The sequence below is a fragment of the Cupriavidus sp. GW823-FHT06D04 genome, from assembly GCF_058795055.1.
Map to the genome: position 1 here is coordinate 22,816 of NZ_JBXAHL010000004.1, position 21,676 is coordinate 44,491.

Sequence of the window (21,676 nt, forward strand, 5' to 3'; positions counted from 1 at the left end):
CCATCTGTGCAGGCAACCGCGCCCCGATCCCCGATGAGCCTCGACCCCGCCGAACTCCAGGCCATACGCCCCTACCTGCTGCGCTTTGCCCGCCTGCAGCTGCGGGACGAGGCGGTGGCCGAGGATGCCGTCTCGGAAACGCTGCTGGCGGCGCTGGAGCACCCTGAGCGCTTCGCCGGCCAGTCAACGCTGCGCACCTACCTGGTTGGCATCCTCAAGCACAAGATCATCGACACCCTGCGCAGCGGCAAACGTGAGGTCAGGCTGGCGCTGGCCACCGATGCCGAAGGCCAGCCGCAATCCGACGACGATGCCTTCGATGTGCTGTTCACGCGCAACGGCCACTACCAGGACCCGCCGTCCGACTGGGGCAACCCGGAACGCGCCTTTGAGCGCCGCGAGTTCTTCGAGATCCTGCAGCTTTGCGTGGACCGCCTGCCGGAGCGCACCGGCCGGATCTTCATGATGCGCGAGTGGCTGGAGCTGGACACCGAAGAAATCTGTCAGCATTTGCAGATCAGCGCGACCAATGCCTGGGCGATGCTGTACCGCGCCCGCATGCGCCTGCGCGAATGCCTGGAACTGCACTGGTTCGGCCAGCGCGGCCGGCCCGGCAAGGCCGGTTGAGCCCGGCCCCCGCCCATGCAACGGATAAGTCACTGACCTACATGCCAGATTCCCGCCCCTCCCGCCGCCTGCTGCCGAACTGTGAAGAGGTGCATCACCTCACCATGAAGGGCCTGGACCGGCCGCTGTCATGGGGCGAGCGGCTGCGCATGCGCGCCCACCTGGCGATCTGTGACGCCTGCACCAGCTTCAGCGCCCAGATGCGGACCCTGCGCGAGGCCATGCACAGGCTGGGGCGCGACGAATGACAGAAGGCCAGCGGATCCGCTGGCCTTCTTGCTGGCTGGGTGCCGATATCGCTCAGGCGCGAGCGCCTTCGCCGTAGGGGTCGAAGCGGCCAGCGCGGCTGCCTTCGGTAAAGGTGTCGAAGCTGCGCGACGGCGATGCCGACACGCCGCTGCGCTCCAGCCCGGCCACCGTGCGGGCGCCGTCGACAAACGGATCGGCCTTGCCCACGCGGGCGCCTTCCGTGAACACATCGTGGCTGCGGAACTCATAACCATACTTGTCGCCGGGCACGGTGCTGCGGAAGCTGTAGCCGTACTTGTCGCCGGGCAGCTGCTCGGCGACGGTGGCGGCTTGCGCGGCGCCCAGGGCAGCCAGCGACAGGAGCAGGGCGGTAGCGAGGCGGGTGGTCTTGGTCATGATGGTTCTCCTTAAGCTCGTTGAATTTGTCAGAAGGCTTTGCGTTGTGTGCGTGCCGTTCATGTACAGAACTATAGAAGCGCCATCGATACGGAAACAGGCCAGTTGCCGGACAAGTTATTCAAAAAAATTGAAGTTACGGCCGAGGGCGGAAGCGGCCCGTGGCATGACGCAAATGTAATGTCCCCGTCGCCGGAATGCCCGGCGCGGCTCGGTTAAACTTGCGGCTCGCTGCAATCCCCCGTCGCCTGATGCCAGGCGGCCAGGGCAGCTGCCACTTCCCTTATGCAACGGCTCATCCTCATCCTTCTTGCGCTCGTCCTGCCGCTCCAGTTCGCCTGGGCGGGAGCCGCCGCGTATTGCCGACATGAGGTGGCGGCTCCGGCCAAGGCCCATTTCGGGCACCATGAGCACCAGCACAAGGCCGACAGCGGCAAGCAGGACCAGCCCGCGCAGAAGGCGCAGGACAAGGCCAAGCTCGGCCTGCCCGATCCCGACTGCGGCGTCTGCCATATCGCTTCGCTGCCGTTTGCACGGGCCGACGCGCCCGACGTGCACGCCATGCGCCGGGTGGAACTGGCGCCACCGGCGCCGCAGCCCAGCTTCTCTTCGCACAGTGCGCGGGCGCCCGACCGTCCGCAGTGGCCGCGTCTCGCTTAACCGGCGAGACGACGCTTCCATTTCATGGTCTTCCTGATTTCCTGACGTCAGGCGTCTCGCCGAATTCTCCCGGTTTCTTTCCTGGTGCAATTCGATGCGAAGACTTTTGCTGCCGCTTGGGCTGGCGGCCGTTCTATTCAGCCCACATGGCGTCGCGCAGACGCCGCCCCCTGCCATGGCGCAGCCATCGGCATCCTTGCCGGCCCCGGGCCAAGAGCCTGCCGGCACGCTGAGCCTCGACGCCGCGCTGGCGCTGGCCGAAGCCGGCAGCTTCGCGTTGTCCGCGGCGGGCAAGGAGCTTGACGCCACCGAGGGCGATGTCACGCAGGCGCGCGTGCTGCCCAATCCCGAACTGGCCGTGTCGATCGAAGACACGCGCAAGGCCACGCGCTCCACCACCGGCCAGATCAACCTGCCGATCGAACTCGGCGGCAAGCGCGCCGCGCGCATCGGTGTGGCCGAGCGCGGGCGCGAACTGGCGCAGGTCGAGCTGGGCGGCGCACGCGCCGAGCTGCGCGCCGCGGTGATCGCACGCTTCTTTGGCGTGCTGGTGGCGCAGGAACGCGTCAAGCTGGCCGAAGGCTCGGTCGGCATCGCCAGCAAGGCGGCCGCGGCGGCCGGGCGGCGCGTGGCCGCCGGCAAGGTCGCGCCCCTGGAAGAAACGCGCGCCAGGGTCGAACAGGCCAATGCCGAGCTGGAACTGGCCGAGGCTACCGGCGCGCTGCAATCCGCACGTCAGTCGCTGGCCACGCTGTGGGGCAACGCCTTGCCGCACTTTGCGCAGGCGCAGGGCGACCTTGACGCACTGCCCTCGCGCCCCGCGCCGGCAGCGCTGCAAGCGGCGCTGGAAGACTCGCCTCAACTGGCGGCAAGCCGCCTCGTGGCCGAGCGCAGCCGCGCCGAAGTCGCCGTGGCGCGCAGCCGCCAGTATCCCGACGTGACCGTGAGCCTGGGCGCCAAGCGCGACAACGAGGCCAACCGCAATATGGCCGTGCTGGGCGTGGCGATCCCGCTGCCGCTGTTTGACCGCAACCAGGGCAACCTCTACGCCGCATTGCGCCGGGCCGACAAGGCGCAGGACACGCACGCGGCCACGCGCATCCGCCTGGTGGGTGAGCTGCAGCAGGCGTCGACGCAGCTGTCGGTATCGCGCGCCGCGGCGCAGACGCTGCAGGCCTCGGTGCTGCCCGCGGCGGAGCAGGCCTATGCCGCCGCCTCGCGCGGGTTCGAGGCCGGCAAATTCAATTTCCTCGATGTGCTGGATGCCCAGCGCACGCTGTTCCAGGCGCGCATCCGCTACCTGGACGTGCTGGCCCGCACCTATGACGCGGCGGCCAGCATCGACCGCATCCTCGGACACTGATACGGACGCCGAAGACATGGCAATGAGCAAGCAACAACGGGCCGCCGTGGTGGCCATCCTGGTCGCGGGGCTGCTGGGCGGCGCGGCGATCCTGTTCACCGGCAAGGGCGGCAGCGCCACCGGCGAGGCCGGGCACGGGCAAGCCGAGCATGGCGACGAGCACGAACATGGCAAGGAAGGAGACAATGCGGCCGCGCACGCTGACGCCAGCGCTCCCGCGGCGAAGCCGGAAGCCGAAGGCAAGCCGCACCTGATCGCGCTGACGCCCGCGCAGATCCAGCAGGCCGGCATCGGCATCGCCAGCGCCGCCGCGGCGCCGCTGCGCAGCAGCGTCGATTTCCCCGGCGAGATCCGCTTCAATGAAGACCGCACCGCGCACGTGGTGCCGCGCGTGGCGGGCGTTGCGCAGGCGGTGCCGGCCAACCTTGGCCAGCAGGTACGCAAGGGCGAAGTGCTGACGCTGCTCGCCAGCACGACGCTGGCCGAGCAGCGCAGCGAGCTGCTGGCGGCGCAGAAGCGCGAGGCGCTGGCGCGTGCCACCTACGCGCGCGAGAAGACGCTGTGGCAGGAGAAGATCTCCGCCGAGCAGGATTACCAGCAGGCCCGCACGGCGCTTGAGGAAGCGCAGATCGCGGTCCAGAACGCGCGCCAGAAGCTGACCGCGATTGGCGCCACGGAGAAGAGCGCGGGCAAGGGCGGCAGCCTGAACCAGTTTGCGCTGCGTGCCCCGTTCGATGGCATCGTGGTCGAGAAGCACCTGGCGCTGGGCGAAGCGGTCCAGGAAGCCACCAGCGTCTTCACCGTCTCCGACCTGAGTTCGGTGTGGGCGGAGTTCGTGGTGTCCGCGCGCGACCTGGACCAGGTGCGTGTGGGCGAAGCGGTCACGGTGCGCTCGAGCGCCTCGGACACGCAGGCCGAGGGCAAGGTGTCCTACGTCGGCGCGCTGCTGGGTGAGCAGACGCGCACGGCCAAGGCGCGCGTGACGCTGGCCAATCCCGGCATGGCGTGGCGCCCGGGGCTGTTCGTCACGGTCAGCGTGCTGGGCGCGCCGGCGCAGGTGCCGGTGACGGTGGCGGCCGACGCGGTGCAGCAGGTCGACGGCAAGAGCGTGGTGTTCATCGCCGTGCCGGGCGGGTTTGCGGTGCAGCCGGTCAAGACCGGGCGCGCTGGTGGCAAGCTGGTGGAGGTGACCGAGGGCCTGCAGGCCGGCGCGCGCTACGCCGCGGCCAACAGCTTCATCCTCAAGTCCGAGCTGGGCAAAGCCAGCGCCGGGCATGAGCACTGAGCGGAGGCACGCATGTTTGAACGCCTGATCCGCTTTGCCATCGAGCAACGCTGGCTGGTCCTGCTGGCGGTGCTGGGCATGGCCGCGCTGGGCCTGTACAGCTACACCCGGCTGCCGATCGACGCGGTGCCCGATATCACCAACGTGCAGGTGCAGATCAACACCGCAGCGCACGGCTATTCGCCGCTGGAGACCGAGCAGCGCATCACCTATCCGGTCGAGACCGTGATGGCGGGCCTGCCCGGGCTGGAGCAGACCCGCTCGCTGTCGCGCTACGGGCTGTCGCAGGTGACGGTGATCTTCCGCGACGGCACCGATATCCACTTTGCGCGCCAGCTGGTCAACCAGCGCATCCAGGAAGCGCGCGACAAGCTGCCCGCCGGCATCACGCCCGCGATGGGCCCGATCTCGACCGGGCTGGGCGAAATCTACCTGTGGACGGTCGAGGCCGACCCCGGCGCGCGCAAGCCGGACGGCACGCCGTATACGCTGTCGGACCTGCGCGAGATCCAGGACTGGGTGATCCGCCCGCAGCTGCGCAACGTGCCCGGCGTGACCGAGGTCAATGCCATCGGCGGCCATGCGCGCGCCTATGTGGTTGCGCCCAGCCTGGAGCGCATGGCGTCGTACGGGTTGTCGCTGGCCGACGTGGTGAGCGCGCTGGAGAAGAACAACGACAACGTCGGCGCCGGCTATATCGAGCGCCGCGGCGAGCAGTACCTGGTGCGCGTGCCGGGGCAGGTGCGCTCGCTCGACGATATCCGCGACGTGATCGTCGGCACCGCGCAGGGCCAGCCGATCCGCGTGCGCGACGTGGCCACCGTGCAGACCGGCGGCGAGCTGCGCACCGGCGCGGCCACCGAGAACGGCCGCGAGGTGGTGCTGGGCACCGTGTTCATGCTGATCGGCGAGAACAGCCGCACGGTGTCGCAGGCGGCGGACCGCAAGATGGCCGAGATCAACCGTACCCTGCCCAAGGGCGTGCAGGCCGTCACGGTGTACGACCGTACCACGCTGGTCGACAAGGCCATTGCCACGGTCAAGAAAAACCTGCTGGAAGGTGCGGTGCTGGTGATCGCCATCCTGTTCCTGTTCCTGGGCAACCTGCGCGCGGCGCTGATCACCGCGCTGGTGATCCCGCTGTCGATGCTGTTCACCTTCACGGGCATGGTGCAATACCGCATCAGTGCCAACCTGATGAGCCTGGGGGCGCTGGACTTCGGCATCATTGTCGACGGTGCCGTGGTGATCGTCGAGAACTGCGTGCGCCGGCTGGCGCATGCGCAGGAGCGCCACGGCCGGCCCCTCACGCGCGGCGAACGCCTGCATGAAGTCTTTGCCGCGGCGCGCGAGGCGCGCCGGCCGCTGTTGTACGGGCAGCTGATCATCATGGTGGTGTACCTGCCGATCTTTGCGCTGACCGGGGTGGAGGGCAAGATGTTCCACCCGATGGCCTTCACCGTGGTGCTGGCGCTGCTGGGCGCGATGGTGCTGTCGGTGACCTTCGTGCCGGCGGCGGTGGCGCTGTTCATCGGGAACCGCGTGGCCGAGCGCGAGAACCGGTTGATGGCCTGGGCGCGCCGCCGCTACGCGGTGCTGCTGGAGCGCTCGCTGGCCGCGACGCCGGTGGTGCTGACGTTTGCCGGCGTGGCGGTGGCATTGTGTCTGGCCATCGGCACGCGCCTGGGCAGTGAGTTCGTGCCCAGCCTGAACGAGGGCGACCTGGCGATCCAGGCCTTGCGCATCCCCGGCACCAGCCTGACGCAATCGGTGGCGATGCAGCAGCAGGTGGAAACCGCGCTGAAGGCCAAATTCCCGGAGATCGAGCGCATCTTTGCGCGCACCGGCACCGCGGAGATCGCCTCCGACCCGATGCCGCCGAATATCTCCGACGGCTACATCATGCTCAAGCCTGTGTCGCAATGGCCCGAGCCCCGCCGCACGCGCGACGAGCTGATCGCCGCGATCCGCGATGAGGTGGGCAAGCTGCCGGGCAACAATTATGAGTTCTCGCAACCGATCCAGCTGCGCTTCAATGAGCTGATCTCGGGCGTGCGCTCCGACGTGGCGGTCAAGGTGTTCGGCGACGACAACGCCGTGCTGGAGCAGACCGCCAATCGCATCGCGGCAGTGCTGCAGGGCATCCCCGGCGCGGCCGAGGTGAAGGTCGAACAGACCACCGGCCTGCCGATGCTGACGGTGCAGATCGACCGCAACAAGGCGGCGCGCTACGGCCTGAACCTGAGCGATATCCAGGATGCGGTGGCGATCGGCATCGGTGGCAAGGTGTCGGGCACCTTCTTCAGCGGCGACCGGCGCTTCGACATCGTGGTGCGCCTGCCCGATGCCGTGCGCGAGGACGTGGAAGCGCTGCGGCGCCTGCCGGTGCCGTTGCCGAAGGAGGCAGCGGCGCGCACCAGCTATATCCCCCTGAGCGAAGTCGCCAGCGTGGAGATCGCGCCGGGCCCCAACCAGGTCTCGCGCGAGAACGGCAAGCGCCGCATCGTGGTCAGCGCCAATGTGCGCGGGCGCGATATCGGCAGCTTCGTGCCCGAGGCCGAGGCTGCCATCCGCGCGCGCGTGCAGATCCCGGCGGGCTACTGGACCAGCTGGGGCGGCACCTTCGAGCAGCTGCAGTCGGCCACCGCGCGGCTGCGCATAGTAGTGCCGCTGGCGCTGGGCATGGTGTTCGTGCTGCTGTTCGCCATGTTCGGCAACGTCAAGGACGGGCTGCTGGTCTTCACCGGCATCCCGTTCGCGCTGACCGGCGGCATCCTGGCGCTATGGCTGCGCGGCATTCCGCTGTCGATCTCGGCGGCGGTGGGCTTTATCGCCTTGTGCGGCGTGGCGGTGCTCAACGGGCTGGTGATGCTGTCGTTTATCCGCTCGCTGCGCGAGGATGGCCATGGGCTGGATGCGGCGATCCGCGATGGGGCATTGACGCGGCTGAGGCCGGTGCTGATGACGGCGCTGGTTGCCTCGCTTGGCTTCGTGCCGATGGCCTTGGCAACGGGCACGGGTGCCGAAGTGCAGCGCCCGCTGGCGACAGTCGTCATCGGCGGCATCCTGTCGTCGACGGCGCTGACCTTGCTGGTGTTGCCGGTGCTGTACCAGCTGGCGCACCGGAACGACGAGGCGGTGGCGGACGCGGCGCAGGGGGAGGGGGAGTTTGCGCGGGTGGAAACGTAAGCTGCGAAGCCACGTTGAAGCCACTGGGTTTCCGCGAAGGCGGGAACCCAGTGGCTTTTGCAAAGGCAATCGACCTTTCATGACGCCATGAAGCGTTCACCCCCGCGCACGCGGCAAACTGGCAGCACATCCAGTCCCCAACGTGCCGCCATGCAGACAGCCACCCTGCCCGATACCGGGATCGACCCGCTTCGCGCCGTCACCGATCCCGACCCCTACCCGTACTACCGGGAGCTGGCCACCCGCCAGCCGTTCTACCGCGATGACCGTCTCGGCCTGTGGGTCGCCGCCGGCCCGCGTGAAGTGGCGGCAGTGCTGGCCCATCCTGACTGCCGCGTACGCCCGCCGGCGCAGCCAGTACCGCCCGCGCTGGCCGGCACCGCAGCCGGTGACCTGTTCGGCCGCCTGATCCGGATGAACGACGGCGCTGCCCACGCACCACTGAAGCAGATCCTGATGCCGATGCTGGCGGGCCTTGACGCGGCCGCCACAGCGCGGCGCGCGGCGGCGATGGCAACGATGATCGATGCTGGCGCTGCCGCCGGTACGTCTGGCGAGCGCGTCAACCGCTGGCTCTTCACATTGCCTGTGGTGACAGTGGCCGACCTGCTCGGTTTGCCCATTGCCGAAGGTGGCAAGGCGGCCGAGGTCGCACAACGCGTCGCGGCCTTCGCCGCCGCGCAGTCGCAGCTGGCCGATGCGCACACCGTCCGTGCCGGTGCTGACGCAGCGCAATGGCTGGGCGCGTGGCTTGCCGGTGCCACGCCGGGCGACGGCCCGCTTCCGGCGCTGCATCAAGCCGCGCATGCCGCCGGCATCGACGCGCAGGCTGTCGCCGCCAACATCATCGGCCTGCTGGTGCAGGCCTGCGAAGCCACCGCGGCGCTGGCCGGGAATACGCTGCTGCGGCTGGGTCGCGACACGCCGCAGTCAGAGCTGCCGCTCGATGCCGTGGTGGCGCGGGTCGCCCGGGAGGATCCGCCGGTGCAGAATACGCGCCGCTTCCTGGCCGCCGATGCGCAACTGTGCGGCCACGCCGTCAAGGCCGGCGATGCGGTGCTGGTGCTGCTGGCCGCGGCGTCGTGCAGTGGTGCCGCAGCCGGCGAGCGGCCATGGACCTTCGGCCACGGCCGCCATGCCTGTCCCGGTGACCGCGTGGCGCAGACGCTGGCTGCTGCCACGGTGGCAGCGCTGCGTGCGCGTGGTGCCGATCCGGCCGCGCTGGCGCAGGCGTTCCGCTATCGTCCGTCGCTAAACGCGCGCATTCCGCATTTCCTTTGATCCCCGCCATTGCCCCAGGAGACAACATGATCGCAGTCATCTTCGAAGTCGAGCCCGCACCGGGCCGGCAGGACAACTACCTCGACATCGCCGCGCACCTGCGCCCGCAGCTGGAAGCCATCGACGGCTTTATCTCGGTGGAGCGCTTCCAGAGCCTGACCAACCCCAACAAGCTGCTGTCGCTGTCGTTCTTCCGCGACGAGGCCGCGGTGATCGCCTGGCGCAATACGCTGGCGCATCGCCAGGCGCAGGCGGCCGGTCGCGGCGGCGTGTTTGCCGGCTACCGGCTGCGCGTGGCGCAGGTGCTGCGCGACTACGGGCTGAATGAGCGCGACCAGGCGCCGGCGGACAGCCGCGCGGTGCATGACCACAAGGCGGGCTGAAGGAGGCGCAGCGATGACGATGGAAGCGATCGGCACCCAAGCCGCGTTTATCGGCCTGACGTTCTTGCTGGCAGGCTTTGTCAAAGGGGTGGTGGGCCTGGGCTTGCCCACGGTTGCGGTGGGCATGCTAGGGCTGGTGATGCCGCCCGCGCAGGCGGCGGCGCTGCTGGTGGCGCCGTCGATGGTGACCAACGTGGTGCAGCTGTTCAGCGGCGCGCGCTTCGGGCAACTGATGCAACGGCTGTGGCCGATGCTGGTGGCGATCTGTGCCGGCACCTGGCTGTGTGCGGCATGGGTGCCGGCCGGCATGATGACGCACGCGACCTCGGCCTTGGGTGTGGCGCTGGTGCTGTACGCGGTGGTCGGGCTGGCCGCGGTGAAGCTGGTGGTGCCGGCGGGGGCGGAGCGGTGGCTCGGGCCGTTGATCGGGCTGGTCACGGGTGGCATTACGGCGGTGACCGGTGTGTTCGTGATTCCCGCCGTGCCTTACCTGCAGGGGCTCGGGCTGGACAAGGAAAGCCTGGTGCAGGCGCTCGGGCTGTCGTTCACGGTATCGACCATTGCGCTGGCGGTGAGCCTGGCCATGGGCGGGTCGCTGCTGCATTTGCCGGTGCTGGGCGCCTCGGCGCTGGCGCTGGTGCCGGCGCTCGGCGGCATGTTCCTGGGCCAGTGGCTGCGCCACCGGATCAGCGCCGAGCGCTTCCGCAAGCTGTTCTTCTGCGGGCTGCTGGTGTTGGGCGGCGAACTGGCGCTGCGAGGGCTGTGATCAAGCCCCCATGCTCCCCGCCCTGCACGCTCAGTGGCTGGCCTGCACCGTGCGGCCGTTCAGCGGCTGCACCGGACGGGCGTTCATCGGATAAAGCTGGCGGAATGCGGCCAACTGCGCAGGCGACACTTCCACCGGCGTCTTGAGCACCTGCCAGCGCACGTCCTCGCTGCACGGTGGCGTGGTCAGCGAGCCGGTGAAGGCCCAGTACGACTGCCGGGCCGGCAGCAACGCCGCCACATCCAGCGGCGCCGTCAGTTCACGCGACTCCCCGGCCTTGGCCGGCAGGCTCGCGAAGACGGGTTTCAGCGCCGCATTCTCCCGCCCGGACTTGAACAGCACCGCCACCACCGCCAGCTTGCCTTCTGCATTCTGGTGCACCAGGTGCGCGACCAGCGGATAGGTCTTGCCGTTGATCTTCTCTTCGCTGGGCGTATGGAAGTGGAACTGCAGCAGCTTGTAGGCCACACCGTCGAGTTCGATCTGCCCCGCGGCGGGCAGGTTGACCTGCACGGTGTGGCCGTTGTTGACCACGGTGGCGGGCGCCGCGGCGTAGCCAAAGCCGATCGGCTTCAGGTCCGCGGGTTGGGTCTTGCCGGTGCGGATATCGATGGGCGACTGGTGCTTGCCCAGCGCACAGGTCTTGTAGTCCTGGTCGAGCTTGGCCCAGTGGCTGGTACCGGTTGGTCCGATATAGCTCCAGTGCGGGTCATTGCCGGCCCACGCGGCAGGTGCAAGCAAGGCGGTGCAAACGGTGATAATCGGCAGCCTGATGTTCATTGTCGATGCGTCCTAGTGTTGGTAACCCCTTGGTTTCCGACGTGGTGTTATCAAGCTGTCCCAGTCTTGAGTGCCGGGTCTTTGCCCGGCCGGGAATCATGCAGCAAAACTGCCGTCCAGCGAATAAGGCATTGCTGAATTCCGGTCTGCACTGCATTTAACAGGGGTATGGACTGCATGCACGCATGCGATTGATGCATGCCGCGCATGCCGTCATGGAACGGACACGGCGCCGACATCTCACGTGGCACGCTCCACAGGCATCCCCGCTCAGCCGGGGATGCCTGCCTGCCACCGTTTGTCTCGGGATTTCAGCCAGGCCGCGCGCCGGCCTGGTTCGACTCCAGTTGCGCGCGTACCGCGGAGATATGGTCGCCCGCGGCATCGACGGCGTTCTCCAGGTCGCTGGTGCTGCAGCCCAGCTCCCGGCACCAGTACTGCACTTCAAGCGGATCCATCAGGTTGATGCGGCCAGGATCCAGCGGCCTGAACTCGTTTGTCACATCGCTCATGCTTGCCTCCTGTCCATGTCTCGGGGCGACACGGCCCTTGCATTGTAGGCAGTCATCCGGCGCGCGTTGCATGCAAGACGGCCTGAGCTTGCGCATATGATGTACGGGTTACCCCAGCCGACAGGACGCCGCATGCCCCGCTCATCCGGTGCAAAACTCTGGTCCACGCTGAACAAGGCCGCGGCCCGCAATGCGCGCCGCATGCAGCGCGCCGTCAACCAGAACCTGACCAAGCCGATGACCGAGGCCATCGTGCGCAACGCGGTGAAGCAATCGGCTGCAGTCACGGCCGCCACCCAGCGCGCACTGTCGGGCGTGGTATCGCCGGTGCAGGCGCCGCAGAACCGCGGCAGCGGGCGCTGGGAGGAAGGCGCATGGGGCGCGCCACTGGCACCGCGCCGCTACCGCATCTTCGTGCCGGCCGGCGTCACGGCGTCGCGTCGCGCGCCGATGCTGGTGCTGCTGCATGGCTGCGGCCAGGACGCCGCCAGCTTTGCCGCGGTCACGCGCGCCGCCGCCGTGGCGCGCGAAGCCGGCTGGGTGGTGCTGCTGCCTGAACAGACCTCGCAGGCCAATGCACAGCGCTGCTGGAACTGGTTCCGGCCCGCCGCGCGGGGTGGCGTCGAAGCCGGGCTGCTGATGGCGCTGATCGACCAGGCTTGCCGCGGCCATCCGGTTGCCGTCGACCGCGTCAGCGTGCTGGGGCTGTCCGCGGGCGGCGCGATGGCGCTGATGCTGGGGCTACGCTACCCGGAGCGCTTCGCCGCGGTCGGCTCGCACTCCGGCGCGGTGCCCTGGAGCGCCACCAATGCCGCCCAGGCAGCGCGTGCCATGCGCGGGGGGCACGGGCCCGATGCCAAGACCATGCAGGCGCTGCGGTTCGGGCTGGCGGGGCGCCGCCCGCCGCCGTTGCTATTGCTGCATGGCGATGCCGACCACGTGGTCGACTTCAGCAATGCCACCGCCGCGGCGGGCATGTGGATGCACCTGCAGCCGGAGGATGCGCACCCGCTGTCCGCGGTGCCGGCACGGCGCATCCAGCGCGGCATGCGCCGTGCCATGGATGTCTTCGACTGGATGGAGGGAAAGTCCCCTTACGTTCGCCTAGTGCGGATCGAGGGTCTGGGTCACGCCTGGAGCGGCGGGGCAGGCGGCCAGGCGTTCTCCGATCCGGCGGGGCCGGATGGGTTGAAGCTGGCGTTGCGGTTTTTTCTGGCGGTTTGGGGGTGAGAGAGTAGTCTTGACGCCGCACAACGGGTGAGGTTCTCTTCAGGCCTGAGACCTACCCCAGCCTGACAGGCTCAATCACCACATCACTGGCCGGACAAGCCACACACGGCAGGATCAGCCCCTCTTCCCTCTCATCCAGACTCAACCCCGGCCATTCGATCCGATAGCGGATCGTCCCCGCATGCAGCCGGCTGGCGCAGGCGCGGCAGGTGCCATTGCGGCAAGAGTTGGGCAGCGCCACGCCTTCGAGCAGTGCAGCTTCCAGCAGGCTCAACGCCGCCGGCGCGGCGAAGCGGGTATTGCCTGGCAGCACGCTTGCGGTGAATTCCGCGCGGTCGTCCGGCGCCACCGGCTCGCGTTCAGCCATGGGCCTCATCCTCCGCTTCCGGGAATTGGGCGCGTCCGTGGGTCGCGTCGCGCAGGGCATCGCGCGCGGCGTCGAGCTGGGTTGCGGGCATGCGCAGGACCAGCGTGGCCTGCGCGCCATAGGCGGTGCCGGCCAGCGTGCAGCCTGGCTGCGCTTCATAGTCGAGCCAGCGGCGCACGCGCGGCTCGTCGGCATAGTCGACTGACACCGTCAGGGTGCCGTAGGCGATGCGTTCCACGCGCTCGGCCTTTTTCAGCGCGGCCGCGATGGCATCGGTGTAAGCGCGCACCAACCCGCCCGCCCCCAGTTTGACGCCACCGTAATAGCGCACCACCGCCGCCAGCACGCCGTCCAGGTCATGGTGGCGCAGCACTTCCAGGATGGGCCGGCCGGCGGTGCCGGAGGGCTCGCCATCGTCGGACATGCCCGAGGCGCCGCCAGCCAGCAATGCCCAGCACACGTGGGTGGCGGTGGGGTGCTCGGCGCGCAGCGCCTGCAGTGCCGCCATGGCGGCGTCACGGTCGGCAACGGGCAGCGCCAGCGCCAGGAAGCGGCTCTTGCGGATTTCGATCTCGGCCTGGACGGGGGTGGCTAGCGTGTATGTGGGCAAGCGGCAGGGCGGAAGGGGGGGCAGAAACGGAGGCTGCCGGCATTCAACGGATCCGCGCCTGTGGAGCCGCGGATGCAAAGGGCGAGTGTACCGCAGCGGCATCCGGGGCCTGGCCGAAAGCGCCGCTTTTGTGTCGTATCGTCAACTTGTTGTCACAAACTGCGCCTACGATCCGCTCCGGCCATGCGCAATGCCGCCCGCCGCCCGCCTGTGCCAACAGGTGCCCGGTCCCACCCGCGGGGGCCGGCGCAAATACGCAGTGAACAACATATCCCTTCCTCTTCCCCGGATCGAGAACATGCTTGAACAACCCAATGCTGGCCGCCGCAAGGCCCTGAAGCTCCTGGCCGGCGCGCCGATGCTGCCGCTTGGCCTTGCCTCCACCGGCCTGCTGGCAGGTTGCGGCGGTGGCGACGACGCTGTCGCCGCGCCGCTTCCGCCGGCCCAGGCCGCCACGTTCACCACGGCCGAGTTCGTCGGCATGAGCGCGCCGACGCTGGCTACGCCGGACGCGATGGCGACAACCACGGTGGGCTCCAGCCTCAAGGTGTCGTTCAGCGACGGCAGCAGCCAGACCTACAAGCTGGCCTACCAGCCGTTCTTCATCACCGGCGACACCCTGCCCGACGGCAAGGGCGGCACCATCCTGGCCGGCGGCTACTACGACATCAACAACAGGCCGATCATGGACACCTCCGTGGCCGGCAAGGAACGCCAGTTCTTCTCCGACGCGCCGGACGGCAGCTCGCTGCTGACCCTGGCCAACCCGACCGTGCCCGGCGTCAAGGGCAAGACGGTGTTTGCGGTGGTGCAGTTCGAGTACACCACGCGCAACCAGGGCAATGCCAGCATGTACGGCCTGCTGCCGTCGCCCATCGCGGTGGTGACGCTGGACCAGGACCCGGCCACCGGCAAGCTGACCCCGGTCAAGTACCACAACGTCGATACCTCGGGCGTCAACGGCCTGTGGATCACCTGCGGCGCCAGCCTGTCGCCGTGGAACACCCACCTGTCGAGCGAAGAGTACGAGACCGACCTGCTGAACGCCAGCGCGGTCACGCAGCTGCAGGGCTACAGCCAGAACCTGTACGGCGACCCGGCGCGCGCCAACGCCTACCACTACGGCCACCTGCCGGAAGTCACGGTCAACCCGGACGGCACCGGCACCATCAAGAAGCACTACTGCCTGGGCCGCATCTCGCATGAACTGGTGCAGGTCATGCCCGACGAGCGCACCGTGCTGATGGGCGACGATGCCACCAACGGCGGCCTGTTCCTGTTTATCGCCGACCGCGCCCGCGACCTGTCGTCCGGCACGCTGTACGTGGCCAAGTGGCACCAGACCTCGGGCGTGGGCCCGGGCAGCGCCACGCTGTCGTGGATCAGGCTGGGCAGCGCCACCAGTGCCGAAATCCGCGCGCTGGTCGACGGCGGCATCAAGCTGGCCGACATCATGGACGTCAAGACCGCCGATCCGGCTGATGTCAGCTACACCCGCATCCTCTACAACGGCAAGCCGAACTGGGTGAAGCTGATGCCGGGCATGGAAAAGGCCGCGGCGTTCCTGGAAACGCACCGCTACGCCGCACTGGTCGGCGGCAGCCTGGGCTTCACCAAGATGGAAGGCACCACGGTCAACATCAAGGACAAGAAGGCCTACTCGGCAATGTCGCGCATCGAGTCGAGCATGCTCACGGCCAATGCCGCCAACGCCGGCGACATCCAGGTGGAAGGCCCGTACTCCGGCGCCGTCTATGAGCTGAACCTGAAGGGCGGCCAGGCCGACAAGACCGGCACGGCCATCAACAGCGAATGGGTGCCGGTCGACATGGCGGCGGTGCCGGCGCTGGTCAGCGAAGACCTGGGCGGCGGCAAGATGAAGCAGCAGGATGCGCTGGGCAACTTTGCCAACCCTGACAAGGTCGCCACGCCCGACAACCTGAAGTTCTCGGAAAAGCTGCGCACGCTGTTTGTCGGCGAGGACAGCAATACCCACGTCAACAATTTCCTGTGGGCGTACAACGTCGATACCAAGGTGCTCAGCCGCGTGCTGTCGTGCCCGGTCGGCGCCGAATCCACGGGCCTGCACGCGGTGGACGAGATCAACGGCTGGACCTATGTGATGAGCAACTTCCAGCACGTTGGCGACTGGGAATCGCCGCTGCACGACAAGGTCCGGCCCGCGCTTGAGGCGAAGGTGATGGCCAACTACAAGGACCGCTTCGGTGCCGCCGTGGGCTACCTGACGGGCGACCCGACTGGCGTCAGGCTGGCCAAGGCCTGACGCGGTAGCGCAGTGCCAGGATGAAGGCGGCGGGCTTCGGCCCGCCGTTTTTTGTTGGGGCGCGATCGTCTAACATGGCAACTCCGGCATCATGCCCAGCCTCCCGCCCGTCATGCCTGACCAGCTTCCGCACATCCACTCCGCGCGCCTCAGCCTGCTGCCCTTTCGCGGCGACGACGCAGCCGAGGCCTTTGCCTGCATCACCCCGACGCTTGCGCGATTCATGGACTGGGAGCCATCGCCCACGCCGGCGGCTTTCGAAGCCGTGTGGCAAGGCTGGCTGATAGGCATGGCGCGAGGTTCGGAATGTGTGCTCACCATCCGGCGTGCCGACGACGGGCTGTTCCTGGGGCTGGCGGGATTGCACCACGCCGACACGCCCGCGCCGGAACTCGGCATCTGGATCCGCGAGGACTGCCACGGCCATGCCTTCGGCCTGGAAGCGGTCACCGCGCTGGCGCAATGGGCGCAGGACAACCTGTCGCCGGCGCACCTGGTCTATCCGGTGGCCGAACAGAACTGGCCCAGCCGCCGGATCGCAGAGTCGCTTGGCGGCACGGTCGTGGGCCAGGCCACGACCCTCAAGTTTGAGCGCTTGATCTACCAGATCCCGGGGCGCCGTTGAGGTACAGCGGCATCGCATCCTGCCCAGGCTGCCGCCCCTCATCAGCTGACACGCAGCCCCTCAGGGCGGAGCGCCCCCCGGCGGGCCGATTCTGCTACGCTAGGCGCTTTCCCCCGCTGAGCATGCCATCATGACCGGCTCGACCCAAGACCCCGACGCACGCCGCATGGCGCCCGCCACCGAGCGCAACCGCGAGCCTATCCTTGCGGTGTTGCGCAACGTGCTGCCCGCCAGCGGCACGGTACTGGAAATTGCCAGCGGCACCGGCCAGCATGCCGTGCACTTTGCCGCAGCGCTGCCGGGACTGACCTGGCAGCCAAGCGATCCGGAAGCCGCCGCGCGCGCGTCGATCGCAGCCTGGACCGCGCATGCGGGCCTGGCCAATGTGCGCGCGCCGCTGGCGCTGGATGTCTGCCGCCAGCCATGGGGCATCGATGCCGCGGATGGGGTGGTGTGCATCAACATGATCCATATTGCCCCATGGGCCGCGGCCGAGGCGCTGTTCGAGGGCGCCGGCAAGCTGCTGGGCCCTGGCGGCGTGCTGTTCCTGTACGGCCCCTATCGCCGCGGCGGCGCGCATACGGCGCCGAGCAACGCGGCCTTCGACGCGCAATTGCGCGCCACCGACCCCGACTGGGGCGTGCGCGACATGGAAGCCGTGATCGCGCTGGGCGAGGCGCAGGGCATGCGCTGCGACGAGCCGGTGCCAATGCCGGCCAACAACTTCAGCCTAACGTTCCATGTCAATGGAATCAAATAGTTAGCGTATTTTCTTGGGTGCGGCACAAGCGCCATCAGAACGCCTTGCTGATTTCCAGCCCGCCATAGAATGCGCGCGGCTGCCCACCGGTCTTCTTGACACCACCATAGAAGCCAAGCTTCACGGTCTGGCCGAGCGAGATGCCGGTCAGCACCAGACCGCCCTGCGTGGAGTGGTAAAACGGATCGCCATGCTTGATGACCTCCGCGCCGGCCCACGCATCGCCGAAAATCTTGTAGAGAATCCGGCCGCGCGCCCAATACGCCTTGGGCCCGATGTTGTAGCTCGCGATCCCGTTGACGGCCCAGTGTTGCGCGAACTCCTGCTGGCCGAGGACTGTCAATGCCAGGCCCCATTCGCCGCCGTCGGCACGGTTATCGGCGCCTTCTGGCGACACGCGATTGTAGCGATAGCGCGCGCCGGCCGTGGCTTCAACCCAGCCGGTCTTCCAGCCCTTCTGTACGCCAAGCGCCGCCTCGGCCGACTGTCCGTTCACTGACACCGTCGTGCCGTTCGAGCCGTACTTGTAGTGGTAGTCGCTGACGACGAGCTTCTGGGTGAGGAAGGGCACCGGCAGCCAATTGCCGGTGACACCAGCGTATTCGCTACGCTCACCTCCACCGGCGAAGCTTGCCCCGCCGAACAACGTGCCCGCCATAGCCGGCAACGGGACGATGGCCGCGCCACAGAGGGTTACGATGGCGAGCGCACGGTCGGCCCGAATATTCTTGCGCGTGTCCTGCGTCATGCGGCCTTTTCTTTCATACCGTCGTCGCGTGCGGCGTAATGTTGTAAAGGTGGAAATCGCCGGTTGGCGTCGCTAGCCTGCCCGTGGGCGTCAGCCTGACCGCATGTTCCGTGGCCATGCCTTTCGCTGTGCGACGCAACGTGGCACCAGTGTCCAGATCGAGTTCGATACTGCTGAACAGCAGCGGCGCCGCGCCCTCGATCGTGGCAATGACCACCGGCAACACACCGGCGCGCAGCGGCTGCATCAGCAGTCCCGGCGCCCAGTTCTGCGTCAGCAGTGGCGCGCCCCCGTCGCGGCTCAGCAATTCAGCCAGGCGAGTAAGAGGCGGGGTCTCGGTTTCGGAAAGGTTGCCCATTTCAAGCTGCAGCCGACTGCCGTACAGGAACGTCTCGAGTGCGCCGGTGTTGCCCTGCGCATCCCAGTTGAAGCGCAGTCCCACTGTGGCCTCCCCGGCGACGCCCGCCGCGGCCTTTTCCGCCCACGCCGCAGATCGGTTGACGAACGTTGCGGCGGCCGCATCGCATACGATCAGATTGGGCAGGTGGATGGCTATGTTTACCGTGTCGCCGCGGGATAACGTTGGAATTGGCTCCCCGATGTAAAGCGCGCCGTTGGGGGAAAGGTCCGATGTCAAGCCAAGGTATGACGTGCCATCAAGGGTCAGCGTGATCGGCAGCCGCAGCGGGAAGCGGTACTCGGTGCGGCGGTTGCTTGCATGGCGGTGAGCGTACACGATCACCATTGCTGCCGTGAGAAGGGTCGCGCAGGTCCATATGAGCGTGACGACGCCTGCACCGACCGGAATGCTCCCTGTATGCATCCGGTACAGGCCTGTCGGCACGCTGATTGCCGTAATCCCCGCCAGCACTAGCACCGGCGACATCCAGAGCCACATCCTGCCAGTATCGGAAAGCTGCTTGTCGGTCACGGCAAACGGGATGTTGCGACGAAACAGTCCAACGCTCGTTGACATGAAGGCAAAGAATCGAGTCATGGCGTACTGCTCGCTGAGAAGCAGCGAGTTGTAGCCGCGTCCCAGCTCAAGGTGAACCAACATCGACAGCAGGTAGTACAGGCAGAACAGCAGCAGGAAGGTGTTGAGCGATGCGACGATGGGTAGGTCGCCCGAGAGAAATACTGCCGGCGGTGTCAGAAAGAAAACAAGCTTCTGCCAACCTTCGAAGAAGTAAAGTGCCGACGCGAAATAATTGAGTCGCTGGCCCAGCGTCAGGCCTCGGCTGAAAAGAATTCTTTCGCGCCGGAACACCTGCATCGCTCCCATTCCCCAACGCATGCGCTGCTTCAGGTAGGTGTCAATGCTGTGCGGCGCCAGGCCAAAGGCGAGTGATTCGGCGTAGTACACAGACTTGAATCCCAGCTTGTGCAGCTTGACGGCCGTATGGACATCCTCCGTAACGGTCTCGGTGGCGAAGCCGCCGATTCTCTCCACCGCGGAACGTCGGATCACCGCACAACTGCCGCAGAAGAAGGCCGCATTCAGTGCGTCCTTGCCGCGCTGTATGACTTTGAAGAAGAGCGCCTGCTCATCCCAGACCCGCTTCTTGCCGATGCGGTGGTTGAACGAGTCGATATTGAAGAAGTCCTGCGGTGTCTGCACGAACGCAACGTCTGCATCGTGGAAGAATCCCAGTGTATTCACCAGGAAATCCTTGCGAGGAGCATGGTCGGCGTCGAAGATCGCAATGAATTCGCCTTCGCAGAACTGCAGCGCGTGGTTCAGGTTGCCGGCCTTGGCGTGGGAGTTGTTATCGCGGGTGAGGTAGCGGCAGCCCAGATCCTCGGCCAGCTTGCGCATGTCTGGCCGCCGGCCGTCATCGAGTAGCCAGGTAACATGCGGGTACTCCATCCGCGTGGCCGCCAGCAGCGTACGGCGCAGCAGGTCCACGGACTCGTTGTAAGTGGGCACGAATACATCGACCTTCAGTCCCGCTGGCGGCGGTACTACCTCCCGCACGCTGAGCCGAAAGGTCATCAGCACGAACAGAAGTCCGCTCAGATAACCGTAGACTTCAGCGGCATACAACGGCAGAGACAGCCACGGCGCGTCCATGTTGACGGTTCCTACGCGCCAGGCGAGATACGCGAATCCGCAAGACACGTAGACGGCCACTAGCAAGGCGATATAGCGTTTGGGCTGCTCAGTCTTCATGTTGGCTTCCAATGGGCGCCTTGCCCGTCGAGCTACAAGCGGAGACCTATATCGGCATAGTCATACGACTAGTCCGCATGGTGCCATAGGCGGGAGCTCTTTGACGACTTCATGTCGCATCAGACGGTTGTTGTTTATTTCTGATATGAAGATCATTTAAGGCAGGGGCGGGGACGAGCTGGCTAGTGACCAAAATCTACGCGCAGATTCCACGGTTGCGTGAGTTGATCGCCGAGCGCCTGCGCGATAGAGCGGTGGCCTGCGCAGGGCATACGGTCAATGGTTAAGGAGGGCATTGCAGACGATACGATCCTGGCATGAAGCGTTCCGCCTGCGTGGCGCTTTGCTCTAGAATCGTCCCGTCATTCGATCCTGCGATGCCAGTGCCTTACAGGCCTGCGGCATCGCGCCCGCCACGGAGAACAAGATGAAGGTCCAGAACATCCTGCAGACGATCGGCAATACCCCGCATATCCGCATCAACCGGCTGTTCGGCAACGGCCACGAGGTCTGGATCAAGTCGGAGCGCAGCAACCCCGGCGCCTCGATCAAGGACCGCATCGCGCTGTCGATGGTGGAAGACGCCGAACGCCGTGGCGTGCTCAAGCCGGGCGGCACCATCATCGAGCCGACCTCGGGCAATACCGGTATCGGCCTGGCCATGGTGGCCGCGGTCAAGGGCTACAAGCTGGTGCTGGTGATGCCGGACAGCATGTCGGTGGAGCGCCGCCGCCTGATGCTGGCTTATGGCGCCACCTTTGACCTGACCCCGCGCGAGAAGGGCATGAAGGGCTCGATCGCGCGCGCCGAGGAACTGGTCGCCGCCACGCCGGGCGCGTGGATGCCGCAGCAGTTCGAGAATCCGGCCAATGTCGACGTGCACGTGCGCACCACCGCGCAGGAAATCCTGAACGATTTCCCCGAGGGGCTGGATGTACTGATCACCGGCGTTGGCACCGGCGGTCACCTGACGGGCTGTGCCCGCGTGCTCAAGGACAAGTGGCCGCAGCTCAAGGTGTTCGGCGTCGAGCCGGTGGCCTCGCCGGTGATCTCCGGCGGCGCGCCGGCGCCGCACCCGATCCAGGGCATCGGCGCGGGCTTTATCCCGAAGAATCTCGATACGTCGTTGCTGGACGGTGTGATCCAGGTCGATGCCGAGCCCGCGCGCGAGATGGCACGCCGCTGCGCGCGCGAGGAAGGCATCCTGGTCGGCATCTCGTCCGGCGCCACGCTGGCCGCGATCGCACAGAAGCTGCGCGAACTGCCGGCCAACGCGCGCGTGCTGGGCTTCAACTACGATACCGGCGAGCGCTACCTGACCGTCGAAGGGTTCCTGCCCGCATAAGCAGGCATGAGCGCCCTGGCCCGTGCGGCCCGGGCGCTCAGAA

General features: G+C 67.2%; 21 protein-coding genes. 14 read left to right on the forward strand and 7 right to left on the reverse strand.

Annotated features, from left to right (window positions below):
• Positions 1–33: 33 nt before the first annotated feature.
• Positions 34–627 carry a sigma-70 family RNA polymerase sigma factor gene (locus AC1Q7H_RS08075; RefSeq protein ID WP_211979478.1) on the forward strand — a complete coding sequence of 198 codons (594 nt, stop codon included), beginning with the start codon at positions 34–36 and terminating at the stop codon, positions 625–627.
• Between the two features lie 41 nt (positions 628–668).
• Complete coding sequence (locus AC1Q7H_RS08080; protein ID WP_013953980.1) at positions 669–875, forward strand: zf-HC2 domain-containing protein; 207 nt, start codon at positions 669–671, stop codon at positions 873–875.
• A 52-nt stretch (positions 876–927) separates the two neighbouring features.
• Here the strand turns inward: AC1Q7H_RS08080 and AC1Q7H_RS08085 are convergent, their stop codons facing one another.
• A complete protein-coding gene (locus AC1Q7H_RS08085; RefSeq protein ID WP_013953979.1) occupies positions 928–1,272 on the reverse strand; it encodes a hypothetical protein in 345 nt (114 codons plus the stop codon).
• Between the two features lie 285 nt (positions 1,273–1,557).
• Here AC1Q7H_RS08085 and czcI point away from each other — a divergent pair, with 285 nt between their 5' ends.
• From czcI to AC1Q7H_RS08120, 7 genes are all read left to right on the forward strand, one after another.
• Positions 1,558–1,932 (forward strand): cation efflux protein, CzcI family, encoded by a 375-nt coding sequence (gene czcI, locus AC1Q7H_RS08090; RefSeq protein ID WP_013953978.1) that lies wholly within the window; start codon positions 1,558–1,560, stop codon positions 1,930–1,932.
• Between the two features lie 94 nt (positions 1,933–2,026).
• Entirely contained in the window at positions 2,027–3,295 is a 1,269-nt protein-coding gene (locus AC1Q7H_RS08095; RefSeq protein ID WP_492377914.1) for a TolC family protein, read from the forward strand.
• Positions 3,296–3,311: 16 nt separating this feature from the next.
• Positions 3,312–4,580, forward strand: coding sequence for an efflux RND transporter periplasmic adaptor subunit (locus AC1Q7H_RS08100; protein ID WP_153954093.1), 1,269 nt, complete (start codon positions 3,312–3,314; stop codon positions 4,578–4,580).
• A gap of 12 nt (positions 4,581–4,592) precedes the next feature.
• Entirely contained in the window at positions 4,593–7,769 is a 3,177-nt protein-coding gene (locus AC1Q7H_RS08105) for a CusA/CzcA family heavy metal efflux RND transporter (RefSeq protein ID WP_211979475.1), read from the forward strand.
• 150 nt (positions 7,770–7,919) lie between these two features.
• Positions 7,920–9,050: a cytochrome P450 gene (locus AC1Q7H_RS08110; RefSeq protein WP_492377916.1), complete on the forward strand. Its 1,131-nt coding sequence runs from the start codon at positions 7,920–7,922 to the stop codon at positions 9,048–9,050.
• A gap of 26 nt (positions 9,051–9,076) precedes the next feature.
• Complete coding sequence (locus AC1Q7H_RS08115; RefSeq protein ID WP_010810707.1) at positions 9,077–9,433, forward strand: antibiotic biosynthesis monooxygenase family protein; 357 nt, start codon at positions 9,077–9,079, stop codon at positions 9,431–9,433.
• Positions 9,434–9,446: 13 nt separating this feature from the next.
• Positions 9,447–10,199, forward strand: coding sequence for a sulfite exporter TauE/SafE family protein (locus AC1Q7H_RS08120; protein ID WP_013953972.1), 753 nt, complete (start codon positions 9,447–9,449; stop codon positions 10,197–10,199).
• 30 nt (positions 10,200–10,229) lie between these two features.
• Here AC1Q7H_RS08120 and AC1Q7H_RS08125 read toward each other — a convergent pair whose 3' ends face one another.
• Positions 10,230–10,979 (reverse strand): carbonic anhydrase, encoded by a 750-nt coding sequence (locus AC1Q7H_RS08125; protein ID WP_013953971.1) that lies wholly within the window; start codon positions 10,977–10,979, stop codon positions 10,230–10,232.
• A gap of 311 nt (positions 10,980–11,290) precedes the next feature.
• The gene (locus AC1Q7H_RS08130) at positions 11,291–11,491 is read right to left on the reverse strand and encodes a DUF3606 domain-containing protein (protein ID WP_010810704.1); all 201 of its coding nucleotides are present in this window, start codon (positions 11,489–11,491) and stop codon (positions 11,291–11,293) included.
• Between the two features lie 132 nt (positions 11,492–11,623).
• Between AC1Q7H_RS08130 and AC1Q7H_RS08135 the strand changes: the two genes are divergently transcribed.
• Positions 11,624–12,721 (forward strand): extracellular catalytic domain type 1 short-chain-length polyhydroxyalkanoate depolymerase, encoded by a 1,098-nt coding sequence (locus AC1Q7H_RS08135; RefSeq protein WP_492377917.1) that lies wholly within the window; start codon positions 11,624–11,626, stop codon positions 12,719–12,721.
• Between the two features lie 52 nt (positions 12,722–12,773).
• Here AC1Q7H_RS08135 and AC1Q7H_RS08140 read toward each other — a convergent pair whose 3' ends face one another.
• Positions 12,774–13,088 (reverse strand): 2Fe-2S iron-sulfur cluster-binding protein, encoded by a 315-nt coding sequence (locus AC1Q7H_RS08140; RefSeq protein ID WP_153954096.1) that lies wholly within the window; start codon positions 13,086–13,088, stop codon positions 12,774–12,776.
• On the reverse strand, positions 13,081–13,698 hold the full coding sequence (locus AC1Q7H_RS08145) for an IMPACT family protein (RefSeq protein WP_492381107.1): 618 nt from the start codon (positions 13,696–13,698) through the stop codon (positions 13,081–13,083). The genes AC1Q7H_RS08140 and AC1Q7H_RS08145 overlap by 8 nt, the downstream gene beginning before the upstream one ends.
• A gap of 298 nt (positions 13,699–13,996) precedes the next feature.
• Here AC1Q7H_RS08145 and AC1Q7H_RS08150 point away from each other — a divergent pair, with 298 nt between their 5' ends.
• The 3 genes from AC1Q7H_RS08150 to AC1Q7H_RS08160 all read left to right on the forward strand — a co-directional run bounded on the left by AC1Q7H_RS08150 (position 13,997) and on the right by AC1Q7H_RS08160 (position 17,367).
• Complete coding sequence (locus tag AC1Q7H_RS08150; protein WP_492381108.1) at positions 13,997–15,982, forward strand: PhoX family protein; 1,986 nt, start codon at positions 13,997–13,999, stop codon at positions 15,980–15,982.
• A gap of 112 nt (positions 15,983–16,094) precedes the next feature.
• Positions 16,095–16,607: a GNAT family N-acetyltransferase gene (locus AC1Q7H_RS08155; protein WP_041228739.1), complete on the forward strand. Its 513-nt coding sequence runs from the start codon at positions 16,095–16,097 to the stop codon at positions 16,605–16,607.
• A 130-nt stretch (positions 16,608–16,737) separates the two neighbouring features.
• Complete coding sequence (locus AC1Q7H_RS08160) at positions 16,738–17,367, forward strand: DUF938 domain-containing protein (RefSeq protein WP_492381109.1); 630 nt, start codon at positions 16,738–16,740, stop codon at positions 17,365–17,367.
• Positions 17,368–17,401: 34 nt separating this feature from the next.
• Here AC1Q7H_RS08160 and bcsS read toward each other — a convergent pair whose 3' ends face one another.
• Both bcsS and AC1Q7H_RS08170 read right to left on the reverse strand, forming a co-directional pair.
• Positions 17,402–18,115 carry a cellulose biosynthesis protein BcsS gene (gene bcsS / locus AC1Q7H_RS08165; protein ID WP_211979468.1) on the reverse strand — a complete coding sequence of 238 codons (714 nt, stop codon included), beginning with the start codon at positions 18,113–18,115 and terminating at the stop codon, positions 17,402–17,404.
• A 13-nt stretch (positions 18,116–18,128) separates the two neighbouring features.
• Entirely contained in the window at positions 18,129–20,288 is a 2,160-nt protein-coding gene (locus tag AC1Q7H_RS08170) for a glycosyltransferase (protein WP_211979467.1), read from the reverse strand.
• A 427-nt stretch (positions 20,289–20,715) separates the two neighbouring features.
• Between AC1Q7H_RS08170 and cysK the strand changes: the two genes are divergently transcribed.
• Positions 20,716–21,633, forward strand: a complete 918-nt coding sequence (cysK, locus tag AC1Q7H_RS08175) for a cysteine synthase A (protein WP_153954100.1) — start codon at positions 20,716–20,718, stop codon at positions 21,631–21,633.
• The last annotated feature ends 43 nt before the right edge of the window (positions 21,634–21,676 follow it).

What these genes read in the sequence shown, in the direction of transcription:
- AC1Q7H_RS08105 (WP_211979475.1), top strand. Translation starts at nt 4,593, where the DNA reads ATGTTTGAACGCCTGATCCGCTTTGCCATCGAGCAACGCTGGCTGGTC.
- AC1Q7H_RS08110 (WP_492377916.1), top strand. Translation starts at nt 7,920, where the DNA reads ATGCAGACAGCCACCCTGCCCGATACCGGGATCGACCCGCTTCGCGCC.
- AC1Q7H_RS08155 (WP_041228739.1), top strand. Translation starts at nt 16,095, where the DNA reads ATGCCTGACCAGCTTCCGCACATCCACTCCGCGCGCCTCAGCCTGCTG.
- AC1Q7H_RS08150 (WP_492381108.1), top strand. Translation starts at nt 13,997, where the DNA reads ATGCTTGAACAACCCAATGCTGGCCGCCGCAAGGCCCTGAAGCTCCTG.
- AC1Q7H_RS08100 (WP_153954093.1), top strand. Translation starts at nt 3,312, where the DNA reads ATGGCAATGAGCAAGCAACAACGGGCCGCCGTGGTGGCCATCCTGGTC.
- czcI (WP_013953978.1), top strand. Translation starts at nt 1,558, where the DNA reads ATGCAACGGCTCATCCTCATCCTTCTTGCGCTCGTCCTGCCGCTCCAG.
- AC1Q7H_RS08130 (WP_010810704.1), bottom strand. Translation starts at nt 11,491, where the DNA reads ATGAGCGATGTGACAAACGAGTTCAGGCCGCTGGATCCTGGCCGCATC.
- AC1Q7H_RS08170 (WP_211979467.1), bottom strand. Translation starts at nt 20,288, where the DNA reads ATGAAGACTGAGCAGCCCAAACGCTATATCGCCTTGCTAGTGGCCGTC.
- bcsS (WP_211979468.1), bottom strand. Translation starts at nt 18,115, where the DNA reads ATGACGCAGGACACGCGCAAGAATATTCGGGCCGACCGTGCGCTCGCC.
- AC1Q7H_RS08125 (WP_013953971.1), bottom strand. Translation starts at nt 10,979, where the DNA reads ATGAACATCAGGCTGCCGATTATCACCGTTTGCACCGCCTTGCTTGCA.
- cysK (WP_153954100.1), top strand. Translation starts at nt 20,716, where the DNA reads ATGAAGGTCCAGAACATCCTGCAGACGATCGGCAATACCCCGCATATC.
- AC1Q7H_RS08160 (WP_492381109.1), top strand. Translation starts at nt 16,738, where the DNA reads ATGACCGGCTCGACCCAAGACCCCGACGCACGCCGCATGGCGCCCGCC.
- AC1Q7H_RS08080 (WP_013953980.1), top strand. Translation starts at nt 669, where the DNA reads ATGCCAGATTCCCGCCCCTCCCGCCGCCTGCTGCCGAACTGTGAAGAG.
- AC1Q7H_RS08135 (WP_492377917.1), top strand. Translation starts at nt 11,624, where the DNA reads ATGCCCCGCTCATCCGGTGCAAAACTCTGGTCCACGCTGAACAAGGCC.
- AC1Q7H_RS08120 (WP_013953972.1), top strand. Translation starts at nt 9,447, where the DNA reads ATGACGATGGAAGCGATCGGCACCCAAGCCGCGTTTATCGGCCTGACG.
- AC1Q7H_RS08140 (WP_153954096.1), bottom strand. Translation starts at nt 13,088, where the DNA reads ATGGCTGAACGCGAGCCGGTGGCGCCGGACGACCGCGCGGAATTCACC.
- AC1Q7H_RS08095 (WP_492377914.1), top strand. Translation starts at nt 2,027, where the DNA reads ATGCGAAGACTTTTGCTGCCGCTTGGGCTGGCGGCCGTTCTATTCAGC.
- AC1Q7H_RS08115 (WP_010810707.1), top strand. Translation starts at nt 9,077, where the DNA reads ATGATCGCAGTCATCTTCGAAGTCGAGCCCGCACCGGGCCGGCAGGAC.
- AC1Q7H_RS08075 (WP_211979478.1), top strand. Translation starts at nt 34, where the DNA reads ATGAGCCTCGACCCCGCCGAACTCCAGGCCATACGCCCCTACCTGCTG.
- AC1Q7H_RS08085 (WP_013953979.1), bottom strand. Translation starts at nt 1,272, where the DNA reads ATGACCAAGACCACCCGCCTCGCTACCGCCCTGCTCCTGTCGCTGGCT.